The organism is Polaromonas sp. CG_9.11 (assembly GCF_015752225.1).
GTDB lineage: Bacteria > Pseudomonadota > Gammaproteobacteria > Burkholderiales > Burkholderiaceae_C > Polaromonas.
Map to the genome: position 1 here is coordinate 117778 of NZ_JADOVE010000001.1, position 16632 is coordinate 134409.

The window sequence follows — 16632 nt, forward strand, 5'->3', positions numbered from 1 at the left end:
CCGTGGTCCGTCGCGTTTCAAGCATTACTGCAGCTTGGGCAGGTCGGTCTGCAGCCATTTCTGGTACAGCTTGTTGAGTTCGCCGTTGGCCGTGTTGCGGGCGACAAAGTCGTCCACGGTTTTCAGCAACTCGTCCTGGCCGGGACGCATGGCCACGCCCATGACCTGCTGGCGCAGCAGGAACTTGTTTTCATACGCATTGGCCGGGGCGCGCTTGGCAATCTGCGCCGCCACCGTGGTCGAGCAGCCAATGGCGTCCACCTGTCCGGACAGCAGCGCCTGCATGGCCGAAGCGTCGTCGTCGAAGCGGCGGATCTCGGTACCCTCGGGCGCCACGGCGGTCAGCGCCACGTCCTGCGTGCTGGCGCGGGCGACGCCGACGCGCTTGCCTTTCAGGTCGGCTGGTGCTTTCAGTTCAGCCTTCTTGTCGCCGAACAGCACGATGCTGGCGGCCGCATACGGCTTGGAAAACTGCACCTGCTTGGCGCGCTCGGGCGTCACGGCCAGCGAGGCGACCAGCAGATCGACCTTGTTGGTGAGAAGAAACGGGATGCGGTTCGGGCCGGTCACCGGCACCAGGTTGAGCTTGACGCCCAGGTCCTTGGCCATCAGGCGCGCCACGTCGGCGTCGTAGCCGTCCGGCTGGTTGCTGCTGTTCATGGTGCCGTAGGGTGGAAAGTCCACCAGCATGCCGACCGTCAGCTCGCCTTTTTTCTTGATGTCGGCCACGGTTTGGGCGCTGGCGGCGGGTGCCCAGGCGCCCAGTGTGGCGGCCAGGCCAACGGCCACTGCGGTGCTGGTGAAGAGGCGGCGTTGCAGGTGCTTGATCATGGTGGATGTCTCCGGTGGATATTGAAAAACAAGTCGAAAGGAAATTGCAGCTGGAATCAGCGTGCCAGTGCCGCAGCCTGCCGGCGTTCCATGTGCGCGGCCAGCAGCGACAGCGGCCAGCACAGCCCAAAATAAATCGCCGCGACCAGGCTGAACACGATCAGCGGCTGGAAGGTGGCGTTGTTGATGATCTGGCCGGCGCGGGTGATTTCGGTGAAACCGATGATTGCCGCCAGCGACGTGCCTTTGATGATCTGCACCATGTAGCCAACCGTGGGCGCCAGCGCAATTCGGCCAGCCTGCGGCAGGATGACAAAGCGCATGCGCGAGACGTAGGACAGGCTCAGCGCATGCGCCGCCTCGACCTGGCCGGCGGGAATGGCCTGGATGCAACCGCGCCAGATTTCACCCAGGAAGGCGCTGCTGTTCAATATCAGCGCCACGCCTGCTGCAACCCAGGGGTTGATGTCAAAGCCCAGCACTGGCGCGCCAAAGAACACCAGGAACAGCTGCAGCAGCAGCGGCGTGCCCTGGAAGATCTGGATGAAACCGCCCGAAAGGAACTGCGCCAGCCGGTTGCTGGACGTGCGACCAAGGGCCACCAGCAGGCCGCCGATGGCGCCGCCGATGAAGGCGATCAGCGACAGCGCCACCGTCCACTGGGCGGCCTGGAGGATGAACAGGAACTCAGGAAATCCGAAAGTACGCATCACCGACGGTCCGGGTAGTTGAGGCTGATCTTGTAGACCGCGCGGAACAGCGCCGAGAACGACAGCGCGAGCAGCAGGTAGATGCCGGCCACGACGATGTAGATCTCGAAACTGCGAAAGGTTTGCGACTGCAGGTTGGCGGCGACCGAGGTCAGGTCGTCGGCGGAAATAGCCGACACCACCGCCGAACTCAGCATCAGCAAAATGAACTGGCTGGTCAGCGCCGGGTAGATGGCCTTGAGCGCGGGCTTCAGGATGACGAAGCGGAAGATCTCGTGGCGCTTCAAGTTCAGCGCCAGGCCGGCTTCGATCTGTCCCTTGGGAATTGACTCAATGCCGGCGCGGATGATTTCGGTGGCGTAGGCGCCCAGGTTGATGACCAGCGCTGTCAGCGCAGCGGTGTAGGCCGACCAGCGCAGGCCCAACGCAGGCAGGGCGAAAAAGAAAAAGAACAGTTGCACCAGGAACGGCGTGTTGCGGATCAGCTCGATGTAGACGTTGATCACGAAGCGCAGCGGCTTCGGGCCGGCGGTCTTGCCCCAGGCGCAGACGATGGCCACCACCAGCCCGAGCAGCATGGCCAGCAGCGACAGCTCGATGGTGTTCCAAGTGCCTTCGAGCAGCAGCGGCCAGGCTGCAAAAACGTCGCCGAACTGAAACGTGTACTTCATGGGTGGCGCTCTGGCATCGCAAAGGACGTCAAGCCTTTGCGTACGGCGGAAAAGATAATTTTTTCTGAAGACATGACAAGGGGTTGAATTTTGGTCGTTCTGAAACCGGTTTCATTGAATTATAAAATCAGGCGCACCCGGTCTGTAACTCCGTGAAAACCCTAGGTTGCTGAAATAATTGCGGGTGACGCCGGTACCGATGAGCCACGCGGCAAGAGGCGGCCCGACAGCAGGATCTGGCGCGGCGGCAGGTCCAGACCCTGAAGCCGTTCCATCAGGCAGTTGGCGGCCAGGCGGCCCAGCTCGTCGGTCGGCTGGGCAATGGTGGTCAAGCCCGGGCCGATGAAAGGCGACCATTCGGTGTCGTCAAAACCCACCAGCCCCAGGTCGGTTCCCAGTTGCCAGCCCAGACGCGCCAGGCTGGCCACCACCCGCAGCGTGACCACGGCATTGCTCGAAATGAGGCCCGCCAGACGCCCGCCAGCACGCTGGCGCTGGTCGCGCAGCGCGTTGTCCAGCGCATCGCCGTTGTCCTCCGTGCTTTCAAAGGTGCGGCCCTGAAGACCGGGCAGCTCTGGCGCAGCGTCGCCGATGAAACTGCGAAACGCGGCATCGCGTTCCATTCGGGAACTGACATTCCTCATCGGCTCCGAGACGAACAGCAGTTCGCGGTAGCCGGCATCGACCAGATGACGCGCCCCCAACTGCACGGCGCCCGCATTGTCGAGCGAGACAAAGTCGGCCTGCATGTTGTGGTGGCGCCGGTCCACCAGCACCACGGGTTTGCCAAGGCGGGCCGCATCGGCGGCCGCGCCGGCATCGCGGCCCAGCGTGTTCAGGATGAAGCCTTCGACCTGGTAGGCGGCCAGCGCCTGGATGGCTTCGCATTCGCGCTGGCTGTCGTTTCCCAGATTGAACAGCATCAGCAGGTAGCCGGCCTGCTGGCAGGCTTTTTCTGCACCGCGCAGCACGGCAACCGAAAAAGGGTTGGTCACGTCCGCCACAACCAGGCCGATCAGTCGCGAGCGGCCGCGCTTGAGCGCGCGCGCCATGGGGCTGGGGCTGTAGGCCAGCGCGGCCACCGCCACCTCGACCCGTGCGGCAATGTCGGGCGTGAGCAGGGTTTCGCGGTGATTCAGGAAGCGCGACACCGTGGCTTTGGAAACGCCGGCTTCGCGGGCCACGTCTGCAATCGTGGCGCGCGCCGGGGACCGGGAAGTGGAAGGCTGGGTTTTTGGCAAAGGCATGGACAGGACTAGGGTGAAAAGCAGGCAGGTTTTGACAAGGCTTTGAAACCAGTTTCAGGAATGGTAGCACTGCCAGCAGGACGTCAGAGGTTTCAAAAAAACTATGATTTTTATAGCGAAAAAATAATATGTAGCGTGCGCAATACCTGTTTTTCATCAATATTTCAATGGCGGCGGCAATGTCAGCGCTGGCGTTCTTGGCGTGCCGTACTTTTAGCCCGGTTTTTCGTTGCCGCACAACTTGGCGATGCAACACCAATGACCACTGGCCGGGTGCCGTGCCTGGCGTTCCTGACCGCGCACGGCCGTGCCGGTTTGGGCTTTCCCGGTTGTCAGCCGAACGCTTACAGCGTCAGGGCTTGGCGGACTAGGAAGCGCATGTATTGCGTGGCGCAAGATCAAGTCAGTGAAATATACCAACCCCGGAATGAAGGCAGGCCCACCATGAACAAGCTTCCAGCCATTTCAATTCCAGTCAAAAGTTCTTCGAACCTGACCCGAGAACCCAAAAAACCTGTCGAGCGCGGTGTGCGCCCGGATGCGTACCGAGAGCGGCCGCGAACCGCCAGTTCCCGCACACGCCAGTCCGGAAAACTCCATTCCAGAATTGCCGGCTTCATGGCTTTTGTTGCGGCGGTATTCGTTTCAATGATCGCAGCAGTCACCGTTGCCAGTCACGACGATCCCTTGATGCTCGGAGGATTCTGAAATGACTATTTCCGCAGATCCCTGTAACGCAAGCGAGATAAAACAAGCCCTGGCGCCTGCGAATCCGGAGGGAGCCCGCCACGCGAAAACAGCGGCTGATCAGCAAGTAGATTCTGGCGCAGCATCTTTTGCCCCGCGTCACAAGCCGGGCAGCGAAGAGCCCGACATGGCACTTGAGCCCGATCTGCCTTCAGACGGGCGGGATGCGATTGGCGAGGCCATGATTCGCGACTTGCCGCAACGTCCCGAATTGAGCGAGCCAGCCAGCCAGCCCGATCCGTCCAGCCAAGCACATTGAAAGCAATACATGGCCACCAATCCCAACGTACCTCCGCCCGAGCCCGTCCAGCCCTTGTCGACGCCGCCTGAACCGGGAGAAGTCCAGCCAACGCCGATGCCAACGATTTCCCGTGCTGGCGAAGTTTGACGCGCGCCACAAGACCAGCCTTTTTTCATTCGGCAACTTGTAAGCCGACAACGCTCTGGCAAGCGTCACATCTTATGAATGTCCAGTCATTCCCATGATTTAACGCGGCACAGGGGGCAAGGACTTGCCTACGGCCCCAAATCGCGAACTGCCATCCACGAACTTTTCCTCTGTTGCTTAAACAGCAAGTCTCGCATGCTATGAATCCAGTAGCAAAACCTGTCGGGGATGACGTGTCGCGATCAAAGAATGGTTTGACTTCGCACTGCCGGCATGGACGAAAGGCGCTGGTCTTGTGCTGTGTTAACCAAGTGTGTCGGGCTGCCTTGTTTTCATGTTCGACTATGTTCCATAGACTTTCTCAATATGTTCAGTCTGGCGTTATTGCATGTCGTGGCTGCTCGATTTTTTTTCCAACACTGCATAGACACCTCCTCGGTTGAAGAGAAAAAACCCCATGTCGATAGAAGAGATTGCCATTTTTTCAAACGTGATGAAGTTTTACTGAACCGGGTAAGACTTTCCTTATGACATTAACAATAACTTCCTACAAGGCTAATGGGTTGCGTTGCTTAGAGTCAACCTAAGACATGACATGCTGTCGCTGCCCGTTTTTCACGGCCAAACAGTTGCTCGCCATCAAGGATGCCATCATGAAACCCCACAAGCCCGACAGCGAGCGTGAACTGAAACCTTCGAGGAACCATCTCGAGCGTCCGGACAACGGCTCCACAGGCTGGAAAGAACAAGGCCCGAACTCCGGGCCTTGGAAAGACAATCCTCACAAACGGCAAAGCTTGTCGCGTCATGCGTGGGGCACCAACTGAGAATCTGGCAAGCGTACATTTCGGCATTGACGGCAACAGCGCAATATCGACTGAAGGCTCGCTCGATCAGGGGTACACCATTTCGCGGTTATTGCCCAGGGGAAATCATTTCCAACCGCGTTCTGCGATGCTGCCGGTTGTGGCCGGAACGGCTGGCAATGGCAGCCCGGACAGGTCAGCCTTTGTGAAAGGGCGAAAGGCAGAATCAAATTACGATCAGCTTCAGGCTGACAAAAAGTGCGCTTGAAGCGCCAATCTTCCGGATGGGACAGGGCCCTTAACGTTGCTTGCTGCTTGCCTGACCACCCTTGCGGCCTGCCGCGCGCGCTTCCTCAGAAGTGAACTCATGAGCATTTCCGCTCTGGTGCGCAGCCCTGCCGCCCTCCCTGGCAATTTCACGCTGACGTTCGGGATCCATGGCCGCGAAGCCACGTTCTGATTTACCGCCCTGCTTGCCAGAGGGTTTGCTGTCTTGTTTGCTGGTTGCCATTTCGATATCTCCTTTAGGGATACGCCTTGAAAACATGCACTCCATGCCAGCGCCTCATGGACGAAAGTGACGCATCGCCATGACTTGCCACATTTTTGTTTTTCCGCTATTTTTAGCAATTTTGTCATTATTGGTTCAACTGCCTATGTAGGACAGCAGGAAGTAAAGGCTTCGGGTTTGTCTTCATCCTTCTCGATGGCTGGTCCCAGGCGAAGGGATCGACGCGAAAAATCCCTACGTTTCGTGAGGCATGCGTCTCATGTGTCTTGTAAAAGGTGAGCAGCTAAATTGACATTTGGCTGACGGTCAGCCGCTCACCTCTTTAAAGGAAAACTGATATGCGTGCATCAACATTTAAAACCGGAACTGCTATGGCGCTTGCTCTGGCCGCTGCGCTGGCACTGGCTGGCTGCAACAAGACTGCTGACAATTCAACCACCAAGACGCCGGGGTCATCTTCCACCAGTCCCTCGAAGGGCTCGACGGGCTCATCCGGTACACCGGGAACCATGGGTTCAGGTATGGGAAGCGGTTCTGCCATGCCGCCAGCCAGTGCCGCCAGCGGCAGTGGTGGTTGAGGTTTTTGCGAGACTTCTGACTCGCACTTGAAAAAGCCCCAGGCGCTGACTGCGCAGGGGCTTTTTTCTCGTGAAATCGGTGTCTTGGCGTCTCAGCCTTGCGCGACGGGCCGGTTTGGGTCCTTGCACCAGTCGCTCCAGCTGCCGGCATACAGCGCGGTGCGCCCCAGACCTGCTAGTTCCATTGCAATCAGGTTGGGGAGGGCGCTGACGCCGCTGCCGCAATGGTGGACCACGGTGGCGGGATCACATTGTCCGAGCAAGGCAATAAATTCAGCTTTGAGCTGATCGGCGGGCTTGAATTTTCCGTCTGACGTCATGTTTAGCCCAAAAGGACGGTTAAGCGCACCCGGAATATGGCCGGCGACCGGGTCGAGCGGCTCGACTTCGCCTTTGAAGCGTGCCGTGGCCCGCGCATCAACCAAGGTCTGGGCAGGTCGTCCGAGCTGGCTGGCAACGGTTTGAGCATCCACCAGCTGGACGCGTTCAGGTCCGGTCAGGAAGTTCGTCTGGAAATGGGCGGGTTCTTCGGTGCTGTTGACAGCGCCGCCTGCCGTCTGCCAGGCCTGCAGACCGCCATCGAGCACGGCGACGTTTTCATGGCCTGCCCATTTCAGCATCCACCACAGGCGGCCGCAGTAATTGGCCTGGTTGCGGTCATAGACGACCGCCTGCATCTGATTGCCCATGCCGACGCTGGACAGCCAGGTGGCAAACTTTTCACGGTTGGGCAAGGGATGGCGTCCGCCCGAAGCCGGGGCATCGGCGCCTGAGGCCGTGATCAACCCATGCGCGCCGGGAACGCCGTGACGGGCCGTGAGAGCAGTTTCCAGATCAGCGTAGATGGCACCGGGAATATGCGACTTGAGGTAGTTCTGCCTGCCGGCGTACGGCAGCATCAAATCAAAACTGCAGTCGAAGATGCGCAGTGGCTGGCCGCTTTTCATCAGTGCCTGCACTTGCTCGGTCGAGATCAGGGTGGTGTAGTTCGTCATGAGGGTTTCCTTGGTAGCGGACTCAATGCTCTTCAGCCGGCGCATTGGGCGCCGCACGGGCCCGGAGCATCGTGGCAGCAACAGCGCTGACGATGATGAGCGCCATGCCTGCCCAGCCCGTCAGGGGAATATTGTCACCAAAAAGAACCAGGCTGTAGAGGGCGGCGAACACGATTCCCGAATATTGCAGGTTGGCGACCATCAAGGTGCTGCCATGGTTTTTCGACATCGAATAGGCTTTGGTCATGGCCAGTTGCCCGAGCGACGCCAGGATGCCGATGGGCGGCAGCCACAGGGCCTGCTGCCAGCTCCAGGCCGATGTGCCGGTCAGGGCCATGCCCATGGCACCTGCGACTGCCGTGCCGACACCGAAATAAAACACCGTGCGTATTTCGGGTTCGCCCATGCGCGAAATCGCCATGACCTGCATGTAGGCAAAGGCCGCACCCAGCCCCGACAGCAGCCCGACCAGACCGGCAAAACTCTGGTTCTGGTCCATGGCGGGACGCAGCAGCATCACCACTCCCCCAAAGCTTGCCAGAATTGCCAGCACCAGCGGACCCTGTTTCGGACCTTTCCTGCCGGGCTTGCCCAGCATCAGCGCGCCGCCGACCAGAAAAGCGGCAATCCACACGCTGCTCATGTAGTTCAGCGTCATGGCGGTGGCCAGGGGCAAGTGGGCAATCGCATAGAACCAGGCCGACAGCGACATCACGCCGATCACGCTGCGCCAGGCATGCATGGCTGGATAACTGGTGCGCAGCGAAGTTCCATGGAAACGCGCGTACAGCGCCATGAAGAGAACGCTCACCAAGCCCCGGTAAAACACCAGTTCGGCGCTGGTGAAGTGCGCGGACGCGAACTTGACACACACGCCCATGGAGGCAATCAGGAACGAGGACAGGACCATCCATACGGCTTGCATCGCTTGATTTTCAGTTTTATGAGTTAAAAAGGCCTTTTGCGCACACCCAAATTGGCTTTAATGCTATTAAATATATAGCAAAATTAAGACGTGAGCCACGCCTCAGATCATCTGTGTGGTTTTGCTGGCGCCCATTTCGCGGCGATACCACTCGTGAAAGTGCTGCATGCCGTCTTCCATCGGGCTCTGGTAAGGGCCGAATTCGTTGTCGCCGCGCAGCATCAGCGCCCTGCGGCCGGCATCCATGCGCAGCGCGAGTTCATCATCCTCGACGCAGGTTTCCATGTAGGCCGCTTGCTGGGCTTCGATGAACTCACGCTCGAAGGCGCAGATTTCCTCGGGATAGAAAAATTCCACCACGTTCAGCGTCTTGTCCGGCCCCTGCGGATGCAGCGAACTGACGACCAGGGTGTGTGGATACCACTCGATCATGATGTTGGGATAGCACGTCAGCCAGATGGCGCCGTACTTTGGCGCCTGGCCTTGCCGGTACTGCAGCACCACGTCATGCCACTTCTTGTAAACATCGGTGCCAGGCTTGCCGAGCTTGTCGGACACGCCCACGGTTTGCACCGAATAGCTTGGCGCCAGTTCCCAGCTCAGGTCGTCGGTGGTGACAAAGCCGCCCAGGCCCGGATGAAAGGGGCCGACATGGTAGTCCTCCAGGTAGACCTCGATGAAGGTCTTCCAGTTGTAGTTGCACTCATGCCGATGCACCTTGTCGAGCTGGTAGCCGGAAAAATCAAGGTCAGCCATGTGGCCCAGTGCCGCCATGTCAGTGGCCACATCGCGGCCGGTGTCCTCGAACACCAGGCCGTTCCAGGTCGTCGTCTTGTAGCGGTTCAGGTTCAGGCAGGGATCGACCTCGAAATGCGGCGCACCAATCAATTCCCCCGAGGTGTTGTAGGTCCAGCGGTGCAGCGGGCAGACGATGTTGTTGCCGGTGTTGCCCCGTCCCTGCAGCATGGTGGACTGACGGTGACGGCAAACGTTGGAAATCAGTTCGATGCCCGAGGCATTGCGCACCAGTGCGCGGCCATCGCCTTCGTGAGGCAGGGTGTAGTAGTCACCCAGATGGGGAACGGCCAGTTCGTGGCCCAGGTAGCGCGGTCCGCGCGCAAACAGTTTTTGCTGTTCGCGTTGGTAAATCCCGGCGTCGAAATAGCTAGAAATGGGGAGCTGGCTGGTGGCTTGCAACAGCCGAAGGCTTTTATCGAGCATCGGTTTCTCTCAACAGGCTGCCGAAGCCGGGCGAGGCAACGGTGCAAAAGCCATGTGAACAAGCAGGCGGGAAGCGGCCTGCTGACAAAAAATAGGGTGAACATCCCATGTGTGTGACCGGTTCCGGTATCGAGAATGGTTATCAAGTGTACCCGCGCGCAGTTCCTGCAAGTGCCCCTTTGCCGCCAGCGGGATAATGCGACATCGCCCGGCTTTGCGGGTGCCCGCCTCCAGAATCGCTGCAAGCCCTTAAAATCAGTCCCGGAACCCTATTCACATGGCCAAAAGCTCCGCTTCATCTACTGCATCCCCGCGTGTTCCGGACGCCAGCGCCACTCCCGTCCCGTCATTGCCTGCCACTTACGAGTCCGCATTGCAGGAACTCGAAGGGCTGGTAGCCCGGTTGGAGTCCGGCCAGTTGCCGCTGGACCAGTTGCTCACGGGTTACCAGCGCGGTGCGCAGTTGCTCAAGTTTTGCCGGGACCGGCTCGAAGCGGTCGAAACCCAGATCAAGGTGTTGGAAGGCACCGAACTCAAGCCCTGGGCTCAGGCGTAAATCCTTTTCGGTTTCAATGCATCCATCTCATCCCATGCCTCGCCCTTGCTCGCAGCGCTGCAGGTGTATCGGTGCGAAGGCTGGCTTGTACTGAAACATCTCCATGCACCCTGTTATCAACGGCGTCACCGCCCCAGCGCTAAAGACCTCTGAATTGAACGCTCCTGAACCTCTTTCCCTGTTTGACCTGGGCGCCTGGAGCGCTGGGCAACTCGCATCCATAGAGCGTGCCCTGTCGCGTTGGGTGGCCAGCCCGGCCGATGCGCCGGCACCGGCCGGGCTTGGCGATGCCATGCGCTATGCCGTTCTCGACGGCGGCAAGCGGCTGCGTCCGCTGCTGGTCATGGCCGCCTGCGACGCGGTCAACGGTGATGCCTCGGTAGCCTTGCGCCCTGCCTGCGCCGTCGAGCTGATCCATGCCTATTCGCTGGTGCATGACGACATGCCGTGCATGGACAACGACGTGCTGCGCCGCGGCAAGCCCACGGTGCATGTGCAGTTCGGCGAGGCGCGTGCGCTCTTGGCCGGCGACGCCCTGCAGGCGCTGGCGTTCGAACTGCTGACACCCGATGATGCATCAGTCGGTGCCGGCACACAGGCTCGCCTGTGCCGCCTGCTGGCCCAGGCCGCCGGTTACCAGGGCATGGCGGGCGGGCAGGCCATTGACCTGGCCAGCATCGGCGTGCCGCTGACCTCGGCGCAACTGCACAAGATGCACCGTCTCAAGACCGGCGCACTGTTGCAAGCCAGCGTGATGATGGGTGCCGTCTGTGGCAGCGCATCCCCGGCGGCACTGGATGCCTTGCGTGCCTACGGCGCCGCTGTCGGCCTGGCGTTCCAGGTGGTCGACGATATCCTGGATGTGACGGCCGATGCAGCCATGCTGGGCAAGACGGCCGGCAAGGATGCCGCGCAGGACAAACCGACTTTCGTGTCGCTGATGGGGCTGGAGGCTTCACAGTGCTATGCGCAAGAATTGCTGGCGCAAGCTCTGGACAGCCTTCAAGCCAGCCAGCTTGAAAATACCCATGCCTTGCGGGCGCTGGCCGACATGCTGGTCAACCGGCAGCACTAGTCCCGGCACGGCCCCGCCATAACGGAAATACACCACGATGTACTCATTGCTTGAAACCATCAACAGTCCGGCTGACCTGCGCAGGCTCCCACGGGCCCAGCTCAAGACGCTTGCCGATGAACTGCGCGCCTATGTGCTCGACAGCGTTTCCAAGACCGGCGGACATTTAAGCTCCAATCTGGGCACGGTCGAGCTGACGGTTGCCCTGCACTATGTATTCAACACGCCAGACGACCGGCTGGTCTGGGACGTGGGCCACCAGACCTATCCGCACAAGATCCTGACCGGCCGGCGAGAGCGCATGTCGAGCTTGCGCCAGTTCGGCGGTCTGTCGGGATTTCCTCGCCGTGACGAGAGCGAGTACGACACGTTCGGCACTGCGCATTCCTCGACCTCGATCTCGGCGGCACTCGGCATGGCGCTGGCCTCACAGTTCAAGGGCGAAGACCGCAATGCCGTGGCCATCATCGGCGACGGCTCGATGAGCGCCGGCATGGCATTCGAGGCCCTGAACAACGCCGGCGTGCATGACGACAGCCGCCTGCTTGTGGTGCTCAACGACAACGACATGAGCATCAGCCCCCCAGTGGGCGCGCTGAACCGCCACTTGGCGCAACTGATGAGCGGGCGTTTCTACGCGTCGGCCCGGCAGGTCGGAAAGCAGGTGCTGCGCGTGGCGCCGCCGTTGTTCGAACTGGCCCGGCGGCTCGAATCCCATGCCAAGGGCATGGTAGTGCCGGCCACGCTTTTCGAGAACTTCGGCTTCAATTACATCGGCCCGATCGATGGCCATGACCTGGAGTCGCTGGTTCCCACGATGGAAAACATCAAGCATTTGATGGCGACCGGCGCGGGTCCGCAGTTTTTGCATGTCGTGACCAAGAAAGGCCAGGGCTACAAGCTTGCCGAAGCCGACCCGATTGCCTACCACGGCCCCGGCAAGTTCGACCCGTCCATGGGCCTGCAAAAATCCAGCACGCCCGCCAAGCAGACGTTCACCCAGGTGTTTGGCCGCTGGCTGTGCGACATGGCCGAGCACGACCCGCGCCTGGTCGGCATCACGCCGGCCATGCGCGAGGGATCGGGCATGGTGGAGTTTCACCGCCGCTTTCCCAAGCGCTACCACGATGTCGGCATTGCCGAGCAGCATGCGGTGACCTTTGCCGCCGGCATGGCCTGCGAGGGCCTGAAGCCCGTGGTGGCGATTTACTCGACCTTTTTGCAGCGCGGTTACGACCAGCTGATCCATGATGTGGCGCTGCAAAACCTGCCGGTGGTGTTCGCGCTGGACCGCGCCGGGCTGGTCGGTGCCGATGGTGCAACGCATGCCGGTGCTTACGACATTCCTTTTTTGCGCTGCATTCCCAACATGGGCATTGCCTGCCCAGCCGATGAAAATGAGTGCCGCAAGTTGCTGACTACCGCATTCGAGCAGAACTCGCCGGTGGCTGTTCGCTATCCGCGCGGCGCTGGCGCGGGTGTCCAGCCCGAGGCTGGTTTGAAATCGCTGCCGTTCGGCAAGGGCGAGGTCCGCCGCGAAGGCCAGGGCATTGCGATTCTCGCCTTCGGAACGCTGCTTTATCCTGCGTTGCAAGCAGCTGAAAAACTTGGAGCAACGGTAGTCAACATGCGCTGGGCTAAGCCGCTGGATACCGGGCTGGTGCTGAAGATCGCTGCCAGCCATGAATCCCTGGTCACGGTGGAAGAGGGTGCCATCATGGGCGGCGCGGGCAGCGCAGTCGGTGAGGCATTGCAGGCGGCAGGCGTCCTCCGGCCGCTGCTGCAGCTGGGCCTGGCGGACGAGTTCATCGAGCATGGTGACCCCGCCCATCTGCTGGCCTTGCAGGGCCTGGATGCCGAGGGCATCGAGGCCTCCATCCGCAAGCGTTTCAACGGCGCGAAGGTGAACGACCCGCTGGCCAAGGTGGTGCTCAAGTCAGTTGCCTGACCTAATCGTTCACTCCCAGGTTAAGCGCCCTTGAAGAGCTCGCGTGCGCAGGCTTGCTGTCGCAAGCCTTTTTTGCGTCTTTCTACGGGTAACAACGGGGCGAAAGCTGTATAAAAAATGACAAAATGTCAGACAGGCCGCTACCTGCGGCCATCGTGGCTGTCAAGGGCATTGCCGCAAGAAATCTTGGGTGCTGACTTACAGGCAAATACGAAACAAGCAATCGTTAACCTTTCAAAAAGAGAGTATTTATGGACCGTCGATCACTCATCAAAAACGCTGGCATTGCCGGTGTGCTCGCTGCGGGCGTTGCGCCTGCGGTTCATGCGCAGGCCAACGTCCGGTGGCGCTTGGCATCGAGCTTTCCTAAGTCGCTCGATACCATTTTTGGCAGTGCCGAAATGTTTTCCAAAACCGTCAAGGCACTGTCCGGCGGCAAGTTTGAAGTGTCGGTGCATGCGGCCGGCGAATTGATGCCTGCTTTTGGCGTGGTGGATGCCCTGCAGAACGGGACCGTTGAAATGGCGCAAACAGCGCCTTACTATTTCACCGGCAAGGATGCGATTTTTGCTTTTGGCTGCGCCGTGCCTTTCGGCCTGACGGCACGCCAGATGGATGCTTGGATGGAGCATGGCAACGGACGCAAGCTGATGGATGCGTTTTATGCACAGTACAACATCAAGAGTCGCAGTGCCGGCAACACTGGCACCCAGATGGGCGGTTGGTACCGCAAGGAAATCAAGACCGTCGCCGACCTCAAGGGCCTGAAGATGCGCCTGGGCGGCGGGTTGTTCGGCGAAGCCATGCAAAAGCTCGGCGTCGTGCCGCAGAACATGCCAGCCGGCGAGGTCTACCAGGCGCTTGAAAAAGGCACGCTCGATGCAGTGGAGTTTGTTGGTCCTTACGACGACGAAAAGCTCGGCTTCAACAAGGTCGCGCCGTTCTACTACTACCCCGGATGGTGGGAAGGCGGCGCCGAGCTGGAGTTCTTCATCAACACCAAGGCGTATGCTGCGCTGAGCCCCGAGTTTCAGGCCATCGTCGATGCGGCCACGTCCGTTGCTGCCCGCGACATGACGGCCAAGTACGATGCCGTCAACCCGATTGCCCTGAAAAAACTGGTCGGCGCGAAGACGCAGCTCAAGGCCTTCCCCAAAGCCATCATGGATGCCGGCTTCAAGGTGTCGATGGAAGTGTTTGCCGAACACGAGGCCAAGTCCTCCGAGTTCAAGAAGATCCACGCCGACATGCGCGCATTCCAGCGCGACCAGTTGCTCTGGGCGCGTTTCTCGGAATCGGCCTTTAGTAACTACATGGCGTCGGCCAAGATCTAAGCGCTGCGCGGACAATGACCTTCACCAGGCCTGGGCCCTGCCCTGGGGACCGGCCTGGTTCTTGATTCAACCTTTTTTTATGACCTGATAAATTTTAAAGTCACGTTCATGAAACGTCGTTCCCTCGTCAAAAACGCCGGCATTGCCCCGGGGGTTCACGCACAGTCGGCGCTTCGACGGCGCCTGGCTTCGAGCTTTCCCCAAGTCGGTGGACGCCATTTACGGATCTGCTAAGGTGTTTTTCAAGACCCTTGGGGACAGTCCGGCGGCAATCTTGAATTTTCATTGCATACTGCCGGCGAACTGATGCCGGCATTCGGCGTGGTTGGCGGCTTAGACATCGGCACGGTCGAGATCGTACACCGCGCCCTGTTATTTCCAGGGCAAGAACGAAGCCTTTGCCATCGGCGGCGCAAGTCCGTTTTTCATGAATTCCCTCTAGTGTCACGTCACGAAGCCATTGTCGGATAAAGGCGTTTGCGCTTGGTGCGGGCGACCTGGGTGGTGAATTGCCAGTTGACCTTGGCCTGAAGCTTGTCACGGCGGTCCTGCCAGTCGGCAACCTCGCTGGTGACGGTCTCAATGTTGTCGATGCGCCAGTCCAGGCACTGGCTGACCATGACGTTGATCTCAATCTCGGCCATGTTCAGCCAGCTGCCGTGTTTGGGTGTGTAAACGAATTCGAAGCGGTCCCACAGCGCCTTGGCCTGCTCGGGGGCAAACGCCTCGTACAGTGAGGCCGGTGTGTGCGTGTTGAGGTTGTCCATGACCAGCGTGATGCGCGCAGCTTCGGGGTAGCTCGCTGCGATGGCCTGCACGAACAAAGCCCAGTCCGCTTTCGTTCTGCGCTCTGTGACCTTGCTCAAGCGTCGTCCGGCCAGCGGCTCGCTCGCCCTGAAGACCTTGCACGCCCCGCAGCGTTCGTATTCGTAGTCATGGCGCTCGGGGCGCCCCGGCGCCGCTGCAATGGGCTCGCGGGTTTCACGAATCAACTGCCGTGGCGTCTCATCCATGCACACCACCGGGGGCCTGACATCGTAAGGCCTGCCGTAGATGTCCAGCACTTGTTCCATGACCGCCACGAAGGCGGCGCTGGCCTGGGGCGCAATCACCCAGCCGATTTTTCTCCACGGCTTAAGTTCATTTTTGTTAGCGCCCGCCGGACCGTCTCGTGAGACACGCTGTCGATGTATTCGAGCGCCACCAGCCGATCGGCCAGCAGCCGCAGCGACCAGTGTGCCTGGCCGTCAGGGGGCTCCGAGCAACTCATGGCCACCAGTTGCGCTTCCAGGCGGCCATCGACCTTCAGCGCGTACGCGCGCTGCGAAGCCTGACGGTTCAGGGCCAGTTCCCGGCTTCTCCTGAACAAACTTCTTTTTCACCCGGTCCACCTTGCGCTCGCTCACGCGCAGCATCGCCGCAATGTCGCTGCTCCTAGGCCGCTCGCTACGGCCGCCCGACTGGTCACAGTTGAGCAAAATCAGGGCGTTGATGACTTTGGCCACTGCGTGGGTGCCTTTGCTGGCAATGTCTTGCAGCTCGGCTCTTTCTTGCTCTGACAAGGTGACTTTATAATGTTCCATCCCCCTATTGTCATACGTCAATTAACTCGTGACGCGACACTAGGAGCTTGGGCGGCAGACGGTGTGCATGGCGAAAAGTAGCTCCGCCGAGGAATATTCTTGCCGAATCTGCTGGCCAATAGCCTGTTATTGAGCATCAAGGCAGTGAAAAATGGACCGGCGTGGCCGCTTTGCAGCGCACATCCTTTCTGCCGCGCAGGCTCCCAGGGCAAGGTCGTCGCGTCTCCGCAGTCAATCATGAACGCATCCTTCAAGGCCTTGATGGAGGTGTGTTACGGGCTGAACGCCTCTAATGCCGACTGGAAGAAAATCTACATCGACTACCGCAATTTCCAGCATGAACAGGTTTGTGATTCCGTTTTGCCAAATCCAGCTTTGACGGTTTCATGCAGCGCCAAAAGCGTAAGCGCAGAGCGATGGAATCCCTGGCTTGCAGCACCCATAAAAAAAAGGCCATCGGGCCTTTTTTTATGGGTGGGTGAATACCCTGCGCAGGGTAAACAGCG

14 protein-coding genes and 3 pseudogenes are annotated in these 16632 nt (G+C 59.9%); 8 read left to right on the forward strand and 9 right to left on the reverse strand.

The features are described 5' to 3' along the window. Positions 1-24 precede the first annotated feature (24 nt). The 4 genes from IWX85_RS00625 to IWX85_RS00640 all read right to left on the reverse strand — a co-directional run bounded on the left by IWX85_RS00625 (position 25) and on the right by IWX85_RS00640 (position 3459). A complete protein-coding gene (locus IWX85_RS00625; protein ID WP_196868394.1) occupies positions 25-831 on the reverse strand; it encodes a transporter substrate-binding domain-containing protein in 807 nt (268 codons plus the stop codon). Between the two features lie 56 nt (positions 832-887). Then, complete coding sequence (locus IWX85_RS00630) at positions 888-1541, reverse strand: amino acid ABC transporter permease (protein ID WP_196868395.1); 654 nt, start codon at positions 1539-1541, stop codon at positions 888-890. Next, complete coding sequence (locus IWX85_RS00635) at positions 1541-2212, reverse strand: amino acid ABC transporter permease (protein WP_036810478.1); 672 nt, start codon at positions 2210-2212, stop codon at positions 1541-1543. The genes IWX85_RS00630 and IWX85_RS00635 overlap by 1 nt, the downstream gene beginning before the upstream one ends. 161 nt (positions 2213-2373) lie before the next feature. Next, positions 2374-3459, reverse strand: a complete 1086-nt coding sequence (locus tag IWX85_RS00640; protein ID WP_196868396.1) for a substrate-binding domain-containing protein — start codon at positions 3457-3459, stop codon at positions 2374-2376. A gap of 444 nt (positions 3460-3903) precedes the next feature. On the opposite strand from IWX85_RS00640, the gene IWX85_RS00645 reads away from it, so the two are divergent. The 3 genes from IWX85_RS00645 to IWX85_RS00650 all read left to right on the forward strand — a co-directional run bounded on the left by IWX85_RS00645 (position 3904) and on the right by IWX85_RS00650 (position 5421). Next, the gene (locus IWX85_RS00645) at positions 3904-4167 is read left to right on the forward strand and encodes a hypothetical protein (protein ID WP_196868397.1); all 264 of its coding nucleotides are present in this window, start codon (positions 3904-3906) and stop codon (positions 4165-4167) included. Positions 4168-4333: 166 nt separating this feature from the next. After that, entirely contained in the window at positions 4334-4465 is a 132-nt protein-coding gene (locus IWX85_RS20690) for a hypothetical protein (RefSeq protein ID WP_255529358.1), read from the forward strand. Positions 4466-5247: 782 nt separating this feature from the next. Then, on the forward strand, positions 5248-5421 hold the full coding sequence (locus IWX85_RS00650; RefSeq protein WP_196868398.1) for a hypothetical protein: 174 nt from the start codon (positions 5248-5250) through the stop codon (positions 5419-5421). Between the two features lie 280 nt (positions 5422-5701). Here IWX85_RS00650 and IWX85_RS00655 read toward each other — a convergent pair. The 4 genes and pseudogenes from IWX85_RS00655 to IWX85_RS00670 form a co-directional block, all read right to left on the reverse strand. Next, positions 5702-5911, reverse strand: a pseudogene (locus tag IWX85_RS00655) (KGG domain-containing protein); the annotation flags it as partial. A gap of 670 nt (positions 5912-6581) precedes the next feature. Beyond that, positions 6582-7484 carry a sulfurtransferase gene (locus IWX85_RS00660; protein ID WP_196868400.1) on the reverse strand — a complete coding sequence of 301 codons (903 nt, stop codon included), beginning with the start codon at positions 7482-7484 and terminating at the stop codon, positions 6582-6584. A gap of 22 nt (positions 7485-7506) precedes the next feature. Next, the gene (locus tag IWX85_RS00665; protein WP_196868401.1) at positions 7507-8409 is read right to left on the reverse strand and encodes a DMT family transporter; all 903 of its coding nucleotides are present in this window, start codon (positions 8407-8409) and stop codon (positions 7507-7509) included. A gap of 102 nt (positions 8410-8511) precedes the next feature. Beyond that, on the reverse strand, positions 8512-9630 hold the full coding sequence (locus IWX85_RS00670) for an aromatic ring-hydroxylating dioxygenase subunit alpha (protein ID WP_036810484.1): 1119 nt from the start codon (positions 9628-9630) through the stop codon (positions 8512-8514). A 277-nt stretch (positions 9631-9907) separates the two neighbouring features. Here IWX85_RS00670 and xseB point away from each other — a divergent pair, with 277 nt between their 5' ends. The 5 genes and pseudogenes from xseB to IWX85_RS20215 form a co-directional block, all read left to right on the forward strand. Beyond that, positions 9908-10186, forward strand: coding sequence for an exodeoxyribonuclease VII small subunit (xseB, locus tag IWX85_RS00675; RefSeq protein ID WP_036810486.1), 279 nt, complete (start codon positions 9908-9910; stop codon positions 10184-10186). Positions 10187-10289: 103 nt separating this feature from the next. Further along, positions 10290-11261: a polyprenyl synthetase family protein gene (locus tag IWX85_RS00680; RefSeq protein ID WP_196868402.1), complete on the forward strand. Its 972-nt coding sequence runs from the start codon at positions 10290-10292 to the stop codon at positions 11259-11261. Between the two features lie 37 nt (positions 11262-11298). After that, positions 11299-13209, forward strand: coding sequence for a 1-deoxy-D-xylulose-5-phosphate synthase (dxs, locus tag IWX85_RS00685; protein ID WP_196868403.1), 1911 nt, complete (start codon positions 11299-11301; stop codon positions 13207-13209). A 251-nt stretch (positions 13210-13460) separates the two neighbouring features. Then, positions 13461-14543 carry a TRAP transporter substrate-binding protein gene (locus tag IWX85_RS00690; RefSeq protein ID WP_036810492.1) on the forward strand — a complete coding sequence of 361 codons (1083 nt, stop codon included), beginning with the start codon at positions 13461-13463 and terminating at the stop codon, positions 14541-14543. A gap of 108 nt (positions 14544-14651) precedes the next feature. Beyond that, a pseudogene (locus IWX85_RS20215) lies at positions 14652-14979 on the forward strand (ABC transporter substrate-binding protein); the annotation flags it as partial. 13 nt (positions 14980-14992) lie between these two features. On the opposite strand, the pseudogene IWX85_RS00695 reads toward IWX85_RS20215, so the two are convergent. Beyond that, positions 14993-16126, reverse strand: a pseudogene (locus tag IWX85_RS00695) (IS630 family transposase). Positions 16127-16632 lie beyond the last annotated feature (506 nt).